Raw genomic sequence first — 13,559 nt, 5'->3', positions numbered from 1 at the left:
GCGGGCTGATCGTTTAACTATAAGTCTTTACTTATGGCTAACCCAATTTTTATTCATTTTTGTTAATCCCTCATGAGCGCTAGTGTGGACCTGCGACTAAATTGAAACATTTGGTCACGCGTCGACCTGGGTCTAGCAGGTCGTGGTGCCACCGGCTCAAGGGAACCTCCAAGTGATAACAAAGATCCTGATCGCCAACCGTGGTGAGATTGCCGTACGAATCGTGCGAGCCTGCGCCGAAATGGGCATTCGCTCGGTTGCGATTTTTTCCGACGCCGACCGTCATGCACTGCATGTGAAGCGAGCGGACGAGGCCCACAGCATCGGTGCCGAGCCACTGGCCGGTTACCTGAACCCGCGCAAGCTGGTGAACCTGGCGGTTGAAACCGGCTGCGATGCATTGCACCCCGGTTACGGTTTCCTTTCGGAAAATGCCGAACTGGCAGACATCTGCGCCGAGCGCGGGATCAAATTCATCGGCCCGTCGGCGGAAGTCATTCGCCGCATGGGCGACAAGACCGAAGCACGCCGCAGCATGATCAAGGCCGGCGTTCCGGTCACGCCGGGCACCGAAGGCAACGTTGCCGACATCGAAGAGGCCTTGGCCGAAGGTGACCGCATCGGTTACCCGGTGATGCTCAAGGCCACCTCCGGTGGTGGTGGTCGCGGCATTCGTCGCTGCAACAGCCGTGAAGAGCTCGAACAGAATTTCCCTCGGGTGATTTCCGAAGCGACCAAGGCCTTCGGTTCTGCCGAAGTGTTCCTGGAAAAATGCATCGTCAATCCCAAGCACATCGAAGCGCAGATCCTCGGCGACAGCTTCGGCAACGTCGTGCATCTGTTCGAGCGTGACTGCTCGATCCAGCGTCGCAACCAGAAGCTCATCGAAATCGCCCCGAGCCCGCAACTGACCCCGGAGCAACGCGCCTACATCGGCGACTTGTCGGTACGTGCGGCCAAGGCGGTGGGTTACGAGAACGCCGGCACCGTGGAGTTCCTGCTCGCCGAAGGCGAGGTGTACTTCATGGAGATGAACACCCGGGTGCAGGTGGAACACACCATCACCGAAGAAATTACCGGGATCGACATCGTCCGCGAACAGATCCGCATCGCCTCCGGCCTGCCGCTGTCGGTGAAGCAGGAAGACATTCAGCACCGTGGTTTCGCCTTGCAGTTTCGTATCAACGCCGAAGACCCGAAGAACAACTTCCTGCCGAGCTTCGGCAAGATCACCCGTTACTACGCCCCCGGTGGTCCGGGCGTGCGCACCGACACCGCGATCTACACCGGCTACACCATTCCGCCGTTCTACGACTCGATGTGCCTGAAACTGGTGGTCTGGGCACTGACCTGGGAAGAGGCAATGGACCGTGGCCTGCGTGCGCTGGATGACATGCGTCTGCAGGGTGTGAAGACCACCGCCGCGTACTACCAGGAAATCCTGCGCAACCCGGAATTCCGTAGCGGCCAGTTCAATACCAGCTTCGTTGAAAGCCATCCTGAACTGACCAACTACTCGATCAAGCGCAAACCCGAAGAGCTGGCCCTGGCCATCGCCGCCGCCATCGCCGCCCACGCAGGCCTGTGAGGAATACAACAATGTCCAAGAAGATCTTCGTTACCGATACCATCCTGCGCGACGCTCACCAATCGCTGCTCGCCACCCGCATGCGCACCGAAGACATGCTGCCGATCTGCGACAAGCTCGACAAAGTCGGCTATTGGTCGCTGGAATGCTGGGGCGGCGCGACCTTCGACGCCTGCGTACGCTTTCTGAAAGAAGACCCGTGGGAGCGTCTGCGCCAACTGCGCGCGGCGCTGCCTAACACCCGTCTGCAAATGCTTTTGCGCGGGCAGAACCTGCTGGGCTACCGCCACTACAGCGACGACGTGGTCAAAGCCTTCGTCGCCAAGGCGGCGGTGAATGGCATCGACGTGTTCCGTATCTTCGACGCGATGAACGACGTGCGTAACCTGCGCGTGGCCATCGAAGCGGTGAAGGCTGCCGGCAAACATGCCCAAGGCACCATCGCTTACACCACCAGTCCGGTGCACACCATCGATGCGTTCGTGGCGCAAGCCAAGCAGATGGAAGCCATGGGTTGCGACTCGGTGGCGATCAAGGACATGGCCGGTCTGCTGACCCCGTACGCCACCGGTGAACTGGTTCGCGCACTGAAAGCCGAGCAGTCGCTGCCGGTGTTCATCCACTCGCACGACACTGCCGGTCTGGCGACCATGTGCCAGCTCAAGGCGATCGAAAACGGCGCCGACCACATCGACACCGCGATCTCCAGCTTCGCGTCGGGCACCAGCCACCCGGGCACCGAGTCGATGGTCGCTGCACTCAAGGGCACCGAGTACGACACCGGCCTGAACCTCGAGCTGCTGCAAGAGATTGGCCTGTACTTCTATGCCGTGCGCAAGAAGTACCACCAGTTCGAAAGCGAATTCACCGCCGTCGACACCCGTGTGCAAGTCAACCAGGTGCCGGGCGGGATGATTTCCAACCTCGCCAACCAGTTGAAAGAGCAGGGCGCCCTCAACCGCATGGCCGAAGTGTTGGCAGAAATCCCGCGGGTGCGTGAAGACCTCGGCTTCCCGCCGCTGGTGACGCCGACTTCGCAGATCGTCGGCACCCAGGCGTTCTTCAACGTGCTGGCCGGCGAGCGCTACAAGACCATCACCAACGAAGTGAAGCTCTACCTGCAAGGTGGCTACGGCAAAGCGCCGGGCGTGGTCAACGAGAAGCTGCGGCGTCAGGCCATCGGCAGCGAAGAAGTTATCGATGTGCGTCCGGCCGATCTGCTCAAGCCGGAAATGACCAAGCTGCGCGCTGACATCGGCGCACTGGCCAAGTCGGAAGAGGACGTGCTGACCTTCGCCATGTTCCCGGACATCGGCCGCAAATTCCTCGAAGAGCGTGCCGCCGGCACCCTGACGCCGGAAGTGCTGCTGCCGATTCCGGAAGCGGGCGGTGTGACCAAGGCGGGCGGCGAAGGTGTGCCGACCGAGTTCGTCATCGACGTCCACGGTGAAACCTACCGCGTCGACATCACCGGTGTCGGCGTCAAGGCGGAAGGCAAGCGTCACTTCTACCTGTCCATCGACGGCATGCCGGAAGAAGTGGTGTTCGAACCGCTCAACGAATTCGTCAGCGGTGGCAGCAGCAAGCGCAAACAGGCGTCGGCACCTGGCCACGTCAGCACCACCATGCCCGGCAACATCGTCGATGTGCTGGTCAAGGAAGGCGACACCGTGAAGGCCGGCCAGGCTGTGTTGATCACCGAAGCGATGAAGATGGAAACCGAAGTCCAGGCCGCCATCGCCGGCAAGGTCACCGCGATTCATGTGGCCAAGGGCGATCGGGTCAATCCGGGTGAAATTCTGATCGAGATCGAAGGCTGAGATAACGGCCGCGATCCAACGCTTTAAACCTCGGGGGAGCATGTGCTCCCCTTTTTTTTGACCGGAATTTGTCTGCTGACACAAGTCCCCTATAGGCGCAGGCCTACTCCTATAGGGGCAATGTTTAGCCGATCAGAACGCCATGCGCCACTGGCCCATCACGCCGTGAGTGCGGCTGTCAGTGGCCATTTCACCGGTGAGACCCACACCGACCGTGTGATTGGCAGACAGCCCAAGGTCGAGGCCGGCATCCACCGACAGGCTGTTGCGATCCAGCGCTGCACCGGCAACCTCAAACCTCTTGCCACCCTTGACCAGTTGCTGGCGGGTGTCGTTTTCAATCTCGCCAAAGGTGTGTTTCCAGCCGGCACTGAAGCGAGGCGTCAGACTCATGCCGTTATCCAGCCGAGTGATTTTCGCCGTACGCAAACCAAAGGTGCTGCTGATGTTGTCGCGGGTTTGGCCAAAGACTTTCAGCGCTGCATCGCCACCCTTTTCGTTGTAGCTGTCGCGTTGGTAACGCTGATAACCGAGGCTGGCGAACGGCTCTATGGTCGCGTTGTTTCGGCCAAGGTTGAAACCCAGTTCGGCAAAGGCTTGCTGGGTGTTGGCGTTGTAGTTGCCCTTGAGATGATCACTGAAGCCGTTGAAAGCCACGCGACGTTTGCTGTCGCCGTCATGACTGGCGTAGGTCGCGCCGAGGCGCAGGGCCAGCGGTCCGTCCTGACGCACGGCGTAAGCACCGAGGTGCCAGCTGTCGAGGTCGCCATCGTACTGCCGGGCGTCGAGTCTGGTCTGCGATTTGCCACCCACCACGCCGACATGCCATTGCTCATTCAACAGCCAGTCGGCGCCCATGACCAGACCCTGGGTCGCGTGTTTGAGGGTGCTGTCGAAGTCGCGGTCGACCTTGCCGCCATGGCCGAGCGCCTGAATCCACACCCGCCCGGAATCGGCCGCGCCGGTCGCCTGACGCGGCGAGTTGCCGGATCTGTAAGCGGAGCCGTAACGGCTATTCAGTTGTTGCATGGCCGAGAGCATGCTCGCGCTCACGGGGGTGATACTGCTCAGCGTGGCTTTGGCGAGGTTGGCGTTGCTGCCGGCAGCGAGTTGTTCGAGGGCGACAGGTGCGGTGGCTTTGTCGCTGGTGAGCAATGATGCAACGGCGGTGTTTGAAGGCTTTGTTGCTTGATTTGCTGTTCGCGCCGTCGGCTCGACAATACTGTCTGCAATCGATCGTCCATTACGGGTTTTTGCAAGGTCTGCGAGCGCTACCCCACTGCGGGTGTAATTCAGGTTCACCTTTTGTTTTTCATAAGACAGCGTAGGGGTCATATAGGCGAGGTTAGTGGTGACCTCACCAAATTCACCTTCAATGGTGTCAGCGGTCAGAATCAAGTGTTCCGTGTTGATCGCGTAGACTCCGGGCTTCCCGTAAACCTGAACCTGAGCGCCCCCCAGAGTCGCGGTGCCTTTGACGACCACAGGGTCTGATCCACCGTCAGCAGAGACGCCATAGGAAAGTATCGCGCCCTTATCAAACACCAGATCGCCTTGTATTTTGGGCGCTCCATGCAACTGGGACGCCAACAGCGATCCGCCGACATACAAGTTGGCAACATGGCCGGAACCACCGAATACCGCACCTTTGTCTACAGTGACCCCGCCAATCGAGCCTGAGTTGACGAGGGCTGCCCCCGATTGGACGTCAGCGTCACCGCTAAACTCATGGCTGAGCGTCCATAGGCCTCGGGCGACACGCAGACTTGAAAAGTTACGCGTCTCGCCGATCTCGCCGCCCTCGGTTCCATTGAGTAGCAGGCCGTTGATGCCAGCGCCACCATCCAGTCGCCCATTCCAGCGGGCGCCGTTGTTGATCACCAGTAAGTCATCTCCTTCGCCCAGTTGCAGGGACACGCCATTGACACTCTCAGCCGGACCGGAAAGAAACGAAACGGCCGTCGTGTAGACATTCATGTCCCGATCAAAAGGAGCGACCAAGTCAACCCCGGCATCACTGTGTTCTTCCATTACGATCTCGGGAAATTCCAGGCCCGCGTAAAAGGAATCGTCAAATTCGACAGTAGTGACGGGCCTTCTCAGATTCCTGAGGAATGGTGAAGTGTGTTCGAGTGGTCCGATAAATTCTTCGATCGCGAAGAGGTCCTCGATCGGTTCCATTACATCGCCAGGAACCACAGGTGCCAATGCTTTAGCTGCGCGCGTTTTTTTTCGCGGCTTGCTGTCATCTGTTTCTGCGGCGATAGCAGGTTCGGGTTGTTGTGCTATCGAGGTCTCTACGCATCCGATTGCCAGTGCAATCGCCAGAGCCAGATGTTTCGGTTTGCAGGTGTGTTGAACGGGCATTGAGTACGGCCTCTTTTGACAGGAGACCTAACTTTATTGATGCACTGAAAAATCCGATGTCGGCTGCTTCCCGCAGTGTTGCAGGCGACATCGGATCATTTTGTAGAAAATTACCGTGAGATCCGGAACCAGTATTTTTACTTGGCACCAGCGGCGCCTTTTCCTACACTCAATCAAGACCCCGCCGGCTGTTCAACCCTCAAAAACTCATCTGCCACTGCCCGATCAGCCCGTGGTTGCGACTGTTGCTGCCGATCTCGCCGCTGTAACCCAGACCCAATGTATGCCGCGCCGAGATCCCCACATCCAGCCCGGCCTCAAGCACCAGACTGTCACGATCCAGCGAGCTGCCATCGACATTGAACGCCGTGCCGCCGGTGACGAACGCCTGCCGCGTCGAACTGCTGACATCGCCGTAAGTGTGTTTCCAGCCGGCCGCCATGCGTGGGGTCAGGCTCATGCCGTTGTCCAGACTGCTCAGGTGCGCCAGGCGCAGGCCGAAGGTGCTGCTGAAGTTGTCCTGGGTCTGGCTGTCGACTTGCAGCGCGGCGGCGCCACCTTTTTCCTGGTAACGGTCGCGGTGGTAGCGCTGATAGCCGAGGCTGGCGAATGGCTCGGCGCTGAGACGGCCGCTGCCCATGGCGTAGCCGAGTTCGACGAAGGCTTGCTGACTGTCGGCGTCGTAGTCGCCTTTCGGGCGATCGCTGAAACCATTGAAGGCAATGGTGCGTTTGCTGTCGCCCTGATGGCCGCTGTACGCCGCGCCCAAACGTAGCGAAATCGGGCCGTTCTGATGCAGCGCGTAAACGCCGGCGTGCCAGCTTTCGACATTGCCGTCGACGCCGCTGGCGTCCAGATCGGTTTTCGAATAACCGCCCAGCACGCCCACACGCCAGGCCGGACTCAGCGACCAGTCGGCGCCGAGCACGCTGCCCTTGGTGCGTTGTTCCAGACCACTGCTGCCGTGTTCGCCGTCGAGCTTGCCGTAGCCGCCAATGCCTTGCAGCCAGAGACGGCCGCGAGCGTTCGGGTCATTCAGATTGCGTGCTTCGGACGGCACGCCGTTGGCCGCCAGCACGGGGGTGTCGCGCTGATCGAGACCGACCATCAGGCCCGGGCTGCCGCCCATTTGCTGCATCGCCGAGAGCATGCTGCTGCCGACCTGACTGCTGGCGCCCAAGGTCGCGCTGGTCAGATTGGCGTTGCTGGCGCCGGCCAGTTGTTCGATCGCCGCACCGGCGCTGCTTTGTGTGGTGTTGAGCAGGGCGTTGTAGAGCGTGTTGTTTTTACCGATCGAGGCCAGGCTGTTGGCGGCGTTGCTGCCGTTGCCGGTCGCGGCGAACTGGCTGAAGGCCACGTCGTTACGGGTGTAGGTCAGGTCGACCTGAGTCGGCGTGTAGGCAAGGGTCGGCGTAAGAAACGCGTAGTCACTGGTGACTGTGCCGAACGTACCGTTGACCTGCGCCGCCTGCAGCACCGTGTAATGGCTCTGCCACGGGTACGTGCCGCTGCCGGGATTCACGGCGAGGGTCGCGCCATTCAGATTGGCGATGCCGCCGACCTGCACGGGTGCGCTGCTGCCATCGGCATTAACGCCGTAGGCGAGGGTGGCAGCGCTGCCCATGTTCAAATCGCGAACGATGGTTGCGCGACCGATGCTGGTGTCGGTGCGCAATGAGCCGTTGACGTTGAGCGTGCCGACGGAACCGCCGCCGGCATACACACCGCCCGTGTCCACGGTCAGGCTGCCGGCGATGCCACCCTGGTTGATCAGCGTTGCACCGTTGCGCACTGCGCCGCCGTCACTGAAATCGCCGCTGCCGGACAGCGTCCAGGTACCTTGCTTGACCTCCAGCCATTCGAAGTTGCGACTGCTGCCGAAGCTGCCGCCGGCCGCGTCGTCCATCACCACGCGGTCGTAACCGCTGCCGCCGTCGACCACGCCGACAAAACGGCTGCCGTTGCGCAGCGTCAGGTTGTCGTTGCCAGCGCCCAGATCCAGCGCCAGGCCATTGCTGCCGCTGATCGTGCCGCCGTTGATGACGTTGTCGGCAAACTCGCCGACGAATTTCACACCGAAGCCGTTTAAGCCTTGAATGGTGCCGAAGTTCTCCAGAGTGGTCGCCGCCAGTCCCGAGCCGCCACTGCCATCGTCGACCAGAATGGCGCTGTCGGCGCCGCTGATCAAAGCGCTGTTGGCGTTGAGAATGTAGCCGCCACCCAAGGCAATGCCTTCGCTGCCATTGGCGAACCCGCCCTTGTCTACGCCGCCGGCACCGACGCCCTGAATGGTCCCGTAGTTTTCGATGTGGGCGATCTTGTCGATGTCCACGCCGTCACCATCACCGTTGGCTTGCAGGCCCGAATAGGCGCCGGTAATGGTGCCGTGGTTGATCACCGTACCGTAGCCATCGGAGCCGAAACCCGAACCGTTGCGCCCGGTGATCTGCCCGTAGTTGATCAGCGTCGCACCAAGGTCGGTAGTGATGCCGTGCCGGCCGCCGGAAATCACTTCATAGTTAGTCACGCTGACACCGCTCGCGGAATCGATATCGATGCCGTCGAACTTCTCGTCGGCATTGTGCGAATCGCCGGTGGAGATCTCACCGTAGTTAGTGATCGTCGCGTTGGCGCCGGTCTTCATGCCGTCGCTGGCGTCGCCGCGAATCAGCCCGCCGGCGCGGTTGATAATGGTGGTCTTCACGCCGTCAGTGCGCAGCGCATCCAGATCCAGACCCTGGCCGGTGGTGGAGCGAATCACGCCGCTGTTGTCGATCAACAGGCTGCCGTTGACAAAGTTGCTGTCGATGCGTAATGCGTCGTTGGCGCCGAGAATCTGCCCGCCGCTGCGGTTGTAGATCGTGTAGTTGCGCGCCTGGCTCAGGTCGCCACTGCTGTCGATCGCGCGGCCACCGCTGGAAACGATTTTGCCAGCGTTATCGATCACCACACCGGCACCGCTGGTCTTGTCTTTCAGGCTCACGGCCTTGCCGCTGTTGGTGATACTGCCCGGCGCCGAAATCGTCAGCGTGTCGCTGCCACCCAGCGTTTGCGCTGCGGTGGTGGCGGTGTCGATCTGCACGGTTTTGCCGTGGGCTGTCGTGGCGGTGATCAACAGGGCAATGGCGAGGGACAGACGCTGGGGCGGGAACGGCATGAGTGGACGGCCTTCTTGTTATAAGCGGGCCGTCCTGTATAGCGAAGGGTTTTTACAGAATGATGTCTTTGAGGTGATGAGTCACTGATCGCGACGCACGTAAGCCTTGCCGTAATGCCGCTCCATCCGTGCCTGAATCAACTCCAGACCAATCGACATCAGCCAGTAGATGATCGCCGCCGTCGTCAGCATTTCGATGTAGCGGTAGCTTGAGCGCCCGTATGACTGTGCGAGAAACATCACTTCCCAGACGCCCATCACCGAAATCAGTGACGAGTCCTTAAGCATTGAGATGAACTGGTTGGTGGTGGGCGGGATGATCGTGCGCATGGCTTGCGGCAGGGTGATGCGCCAGAAAATCACTGTCTCGCGCATTCCCAATGCCAGCGAAGCTTCGCGCTGGCCGTGGTCGACTCCGAGGATGCCAGCGCGGAAGATCTCGCTGAGATAGGCGCCGTAGTTCAGCGACAGGGCAATGATTCCGGCGACGATGGCGCCAGGCACGATGCCCAATTGCGGCAAGCCCAGGTAGATCAGCAAAATCTGGATGAGCAGTGGCGTGCCGCGAAAGAACGAGGTGTAAAAACTGGCGATGCCGAACGCCACGGCGCTTGTCGACAGGCGTGCCAATGCCGTGATGAAGCCCAGCAGGGACGAGGCGACAATCGAGCAGGCACAGAGGAAAAGCGTCAGCGCTGCGCCTTGCAAAAAGCCGTTGGGTGCCAGGTGCAGGCCGACCAGATTGGGCAGTTTGTCGAGGATGATCGAGAACTTCAGGTCGAAGCTCAGGAAGAACCCGGCGAACAGGCAGAACAGCGTTGCCCAGGTCAGGTACAGCCGCGTACGAAAACCGAACATCCGTTGCAGGCGAGTTTCAGCCACCGGTTGCGGCGGCTGTGGCGGTGTCGGGAAAGAAGTCATTGGCTGATATCAGCGCCGATCCATTTTTGCGACAGCTTGCTCAGGGTGCCGTCCTGCTTCAGTTGCGCGAAGACTTCACGCACCTTGGCGTCCCATTGCGCGTCACCCTTTTCGATGGCCACCGAGTTCGGCTCCGAGTACAGCGCCGGACCCGCCAGTTTGAAGCGTTTGTCTTGGTTCAGGCGTGGCTGCGCGGTGACGAGGTTAGTGAGGATGGCATCCAGGCGCACGCCGGCGCCCAGGCCCAAATCCTGGAAGGCGACGTTGTCGGTGTCGTACGGGGCGATCTGCACGTCTTCGAATGGGTACTGCAACTGCGTGTCTTCGGCGCCTTCGATGACCAGGTTCTTGTTCAGATAGCTTTCGTAACTGGATGCGCTGGTGAGGCCGACTTTTTTGCCACTCAGATCCTTGGCAGCGTGGATCCGCTCATCCTTGGCGTTGACCACGATCACCGCTGGCGAAGCGTAGTACTCGACCGGGAAATCGAACACTTCGGCGCGGGCCTTGCTCGGCGTCATCGAGCAGATGCAGATGTCGTAGCGCCCGCTCCAGCGTCCGGCGGCAATGACGTCCCACGATGGCGTTTCGAGGCGCAACGTGACGCCCAATTTATCGGCTACGGCTTTGGCGACATCCACGTCGAAGCCGTCGAGTTGGTTCTGGTCATTGAGAAACGAGAACGGTGGATAGCTTTCCATCAGCACGCCGACCAGTTCTTTTTTTTGCTCGATACGGTCCAGCGTTGTGCCACCGAAGGCTTGCGTGGAGGCGGCCAGAATCGTCAGGCCCAGGGCCAGTAGCGGTTGAAATTTCACAGTCGATCCCTGAGCGAAAAAGAGGTTGTTATTAACCGAATGGTGCGTATTAAATAGTTATAAGAACGACTCTGATAGTGAGTTATTTTCATAAGCATATGAGTGAAAAGCATATGGGCGCAGCAAGCACGATTATTCTCGACGGCGGCATGGGCCGTGAACTGCAGCGCGCCGGTGCGCCGTTTCGTCAGCCGGAGTGGTCGGCGCTGGCGTTGAGCGAAGCGCCGCAAGCGGTCGAGGCGGTACACGCGGCTTATATCGCCAGTGGCGCCAATGTGATTACCACCAACAGTTATGCCGTGGTGCCGTTCCATATTGGCGAAGAGCGTTTCGCCGCTGAAGGGCAGGCGCTGGCGGCGTTGGCCGGCGAACTGGCGCGGCGTGCGGTGCAAGCGTCGGGGAAATCCGTGCGTGTGGCCGGCTCATTGCCGCCGCTGTTCGGCTCCTATCGTCCGGATCTGTTCAACGCCGACCGAGTGACTGAGTTGCTGACGCCCTTGGTCAATGGCCTGGCTCCGCATGTTGATCTGTGGTTGGCGGAAACCCAGAGTTCGATCATCGAGGCGCGAGCTATTCACGCCGGGTTGCCGAAGGATGGCAAACCGTTCTGGCTGTCGTTCACCTTGAAGGACGAAGACACTGATGAAGTGCCGCGCCTGCGCTCTGGCGAGCCGGTCGCCGAAGCGGCGGCGGTGGCGGCTGAGTTGGGCGTCGAGACGTTGCTGTTCAACTGCAGTCAGCCGGAAGTGATCGGTGGCGCGATTGATGCCGCGCGTGAAACCTTCGAGCGTCTGGGGGTGAAGATAAACATTGGTGCTTACGCCAATGCGTTTCCACCGCAGCCAAAAGAAGCCACGGCCAATGATGGACTCGATCCGTTGCGCGATGACCTCGATCCGCCGGGTTACTTGCACTGGGCGATTGACTGGCAGCAGCGCGGCGCCAGCCATTTGGGGGGTTGCTGCGGGATCGGGCCGGAACACATTGCGGTGCTTGCGCAAAAGCTCGGCTGACAGCAGAGCAAAAGATCGCCGCCTGTGGCAGCTCCTGCATGGGATTAATTCACCCTTTAGGCGCTGCCGCAGGCGGCGATCTGCTTTCAAGCAATCAGGAACGACATTCAACCAAGCCTTTCACCTGCCCGTCGGGCGTCTGATTATCATCCGACAGCCACTGCTCGAAACCTGCCGCAATCGCCGGCCACTCGCCATCCAGAATCGAGTACCACGCGGTGTCGCGGTTCTGGCCCTTGACCACCATGTGCTGGCGGAACACGCCCTCGAAGCTGAAGCCCAGTCGTTCGGCGGCGTATTTGGAGCGGGCGTTGCCGTTGTTGCACTTCCATTCGAGGCGACGGTAACCGAGGTCGAAGGCGTGCTTGGCCAGGAGATACACCGCCTCGGTGCTTTTCGGCGAGCGCTGCATCGGTGCGCCGAAGGTGACGTGGCCGATCTCGATGCGGCCTTGGGCCGGGACGATCGACATCAGGCTGAGGATGCCTTGCACCTGGTTGTTCGCGCGGTCGATGACAGCGAAAAAATACGGCTCGCTGCTGGCGGCATGGTTCTTCAGCCAGGCGTCAAAAACGGTGCGTTCCGGAAACGGACCGTAGGGCAAATAATCCCAGAGTTTCGGGTCCGCGCCAGGGCCTTCCAGTGCGGCGAACAGTTGCTCGCCATGGCGCGCCGGGTCAAGCCTTTCCAAGCGGATAAAGCGCCCTTCGAGCAGTGTGGCGGTGGGGGCGGGGACGCCTTTCCAGTCAGTGAGTGAAGCGGTCATGCGTGCGTCTCCTTAAATGGCTTTGCGAAACTGGATGAAGCCCGGGCGTTCGGCGATGCGCTCGTAGAGCTGGATCGCGGTGGCGTTGGTTTCGTGGGTCAGCCAGTGCACTTTGCCGCAGCCGTCAGCCTTGGCGGTGGCGTAAACATGTTCGATCAACAGGCGGCCGACACCGCTGCCGCGGGTTTCCGGTACCACCAGCAAATCCTGCAGGTAGCACGAGTTTTCGATGCTCCAGTTCGAGCGATGGTAGATGTAATGCACCATGCCCACGGCTTTGCCATCGGTCCAGGCCAATGCCGCGTGGGTCGGTTCGTTGGGGTCGAGAAAGCGTTGCCAGGTGCTGCCGGTGACCGCGTCGGGTAGTTCGGTGTTGTAGAACCGCAGGTAGGCCTGCCACAGCGGCAGCCACGCGGCGTGGTCGGCGGCGCTGACCTGGCGAATGTCGATCTGACTCATGCTGATTTCCTTAGCGCATCAATTGGGCGAGGGTTTGATCATTGATTTCCGGGCTGGCGGCCAAACCGTCGCGTACGCCGGCGATGTCTTCGGCGCTGCGGTTCTGGCTGAGTTTGCGTTTGCCTTCGAGGCGCTCGATGGGAATGGCGAAACCGACAATCGCCCGGAGCATGCCGTCGATGTAATCGGCGGGCGCATCGGCAACTGACCACGGTTGTGCGCGGCCGGCTTCGTGACGGTCGGTGAGGGTGCTGACGATGTCGAGCAGGCGTCCGCCATCGCTGAAGGTTTCGGCATGCCCATAGGCGTGGACGGCGACATAGTTCCAGGTCGGTACGACTTTGCCGTGCTCGGCCTTGCTCGGGTAAAAACCCGGGCTGACGTAGGCGTCGGCGCCGGAAAAAATCACCAGCGCCTCGGCGCCGTCACGCAGGTCTTTCCACTGTGGATTGGCTTTGGCCAAGTGCCCGTAAAGCGTGCCGTTTTCACCCTGCTCGCAATGCAGCAGTACCGGTATATGGCTGGCCTGCAGGCCGTTTTCGCCATGGGTTACCAGCACGGCGAGGCGGGTATTGAGGATCAGCTCGTGCAGTTGGGACAACTCGTCGATGGCAAAAGCGCGCGGCGTATACATGGAGAAATTTTCCTTG

General features: G+C 60.5%; 10 protein-coding genes. 3 read left to right on the top strand and 7 right to left on the bottom strand.

The genetic code is table 11. From position 1 onward, the window contains the following. The first annotated feature begins 172 nt into the window (after positions 1–172). Both WA225_RS17990 and oadA read left to right on the top strand, forming a co-directional pair. A complete protein-coding gene (locus WA225_RS17990; protein WP_025112637.1) occupies positions 173–1,588 on the top strand; it encodes an acetyl-CoA carboxylase biotin carboxylase subunit in 1,416 nt (471 codons plus the stop codon). Positions 1,589–1,599: 11 nt separating this feature from the next. Further along, positions 1,600–3,408, top strand: coding sequence for a sodium-extruding oxaloacetate decarboxylase subunit alpha (gene oadA / locus WA225_RS17985; RefSeq protein ID WP_016984008.1), 1,809 nt, complete (start codon positions 1,600–1,602; stop codon positions 3,406–3,408). 132 nt (positions 3,409–3,540) lie between these two features. Here oadA and WA225_RS17980 read toward each other — a convergent pair whose 3' ends face one another. From WA225_RS17980 to WA225_RS17965, 4 genes are all read right to left on the bottom strand, one after another. Further along, positions 3,541–5,775, bottom strand: a complete 2,235-nt coding sequence (locus WA225_RS17980; protein ID WP_422608976.1) for an autotransporter outer membrane beta-barrel domain-containing protein — start codon at positions 5,773–5,775, stop codon at positions 3,541–3,543. A gap of 199 nt (positions 5,776–5,974) precedes the next feature. Then, positions 5,975–8,932 (bottom strand): autotransporter outer membrane beta-barrel domain-containing protein, encoded by a 2,958-nt coding sequence (locus tag WA225_RS17975; protein ID WP_422608975.1) that lies wholly within the window; start codon positions 8,930–8,932, stop codon positions 5,975–5,977. 81 nt (positions 8,933–9,013) lie between these two features. Beyond that, positions 9,014–9,853 (bottom strand): amino acid ABC transporter permease, encoded by an 840-nt coding sequence (locus tag WA225_RS17970; protein ID WP_422608974.1) that lies wholly within the window; start codon positions 9,851–9,853, stop codon positions 9,014–9,016. Next, entirely contained in the window at positions 9,850–10,671 is an 822-nt protein-coding gene (locus WA225_RS17965) for an ABC transporter substrate-binding protein (protein WP_422608973.1), read from the bottom strand. Before WA225_RS17965 ends, WA225_RS17970 begins: the two co-directional genes overlap by 4 nt. Before the next feature lie 113 nt (positions 10,672–10,784). Between WA225_RS17965 and WA225_RS17960 the strand changes: the two genes are divergently transcribed. Then, a complete protein-coding gene (locus WA225_RS17960) occupies positions 10,785–11,684 on the top strand; it encodes a homocysteine S-methyltransferase family protein (RefSeq protein ID WP_422608972.1) in 900 nt (299 codons plus the stop codon). A gap of 94 nt (positions 11,685–11,778) precedes the next feature. Here the strand turns inward: WA225_RS17960 and WA225_RS17955 are convergent, their stop codons facing one another. Genes WA225_RS17955 through WA225_RS17945 form a run of 3 tightly spaced genes read right to left on the bottom strand, consistent with a single transcriptional unit; the run spans position 11,779 to position 13,543 of the window. Continuing rightward, on the bottom strand, positions 11,779–12,450 hold the full coding sequence (locus tag WA225_RS17955) for a GNAT family N-acetyltransferase (protein ID WP_422608971.1): 672 nt from the start codon (positions 12,448–12,450) through the stop codon (positions 11,779–11,781). Between the two features lie 12 nt (positions 12,451–12,462). Then, entirely contained in the window at positions 12,463–12,909 is a 447-nt protein-coding gene (locus tag WA225_RS17950) for a GNAT family N-acetyltransferase (RefSeq protein ID WP_422608970.1), read from the bottom strand. A 10-nt stretch (positions 12,910–12,919) separates the two neighbouring features. Continuing rightward, positions 12,920–13,543 carry an FMN-binding negative transcriptional regulator gene (locus WA225_RS17945; RefSeq protein WP_422608969.1) on the bottom strand — a complete coding sequence of 208 codons (624 nt, stop codon included), beginning with the start codon at positions 13,541–13,543 and terminating at the stop codon, positions 12,920–12,922. Positions 13,544–13,559: the final 16 nt, after the last annotated feature.

Origin of the sequence: Pseudomonas sp., assembly GCF_049300855.1 — a bacterium.
GTDB lineage: Bacteria > Pseudomonadota > Gammaproteobacteria > Pseudomonadales > Pseudomonadaceae > Aquipseudomonas.
This window is presented reverse-complemented; position numbering and strand designations above follow the sequence as displayed.

Coding starts and splice junctions, on each gene's coding strand:
- WA225_RS17975 (WP_422608975.1), bottom strand. CDS start 8,932: ATGCCGTTCCCGCCCCAGCGTCTGTCCCTCGCCATTGCCCTGTTGATC.
- WA225_RS17970 (WP_422608974.1), bottom strand. CDS start 9,853: ATGACTTCTTTCCCGACACCGCCACAGCCGCCGCAACCGGTGGCTGAA.
- WA225_RS17960 (WP_422608972.1), top strand. CDS start 10,785: ATGGGCGCAGCAAGCACGATTATTCTCGACGGCGGCATGGGCCGTGAA.
- oadA (WP_016984008.1), top strand. CDS start 1,600: ATGTCCAAGAAGATCTTCGTTACCGATACCATCCTGCGCGACGCTCAC.
- WA225_RS17945 (WP_422608969.1), bottom strand. CDS start 13,543: ATGTATACGCCGCGCGCTTTTGCCATCGACGAGTTGTCCCAACTGCAC.
- WA225_RS17980 (WP_422608976.1), bottom strand. CDS start 5,775: ATGCCCGTTCAACACACCTGCAAACCGAAACATCTGGCTCTGGCGATT.
- WA225_RS17950 (WP_422608970.1), bottom strand. CDS start 12,909: ATGAGTCAGATCGACATTCGCCAGGTCAGCGCCGCCGACCACGCCGCG.
- WA225_RS17955 (WP_422608971.1), bottom strand. CDS start 12,450: ATGACCGCTTCACTCACTGACTGGAAAGGCGTCCCCGCCCCCACCGCC.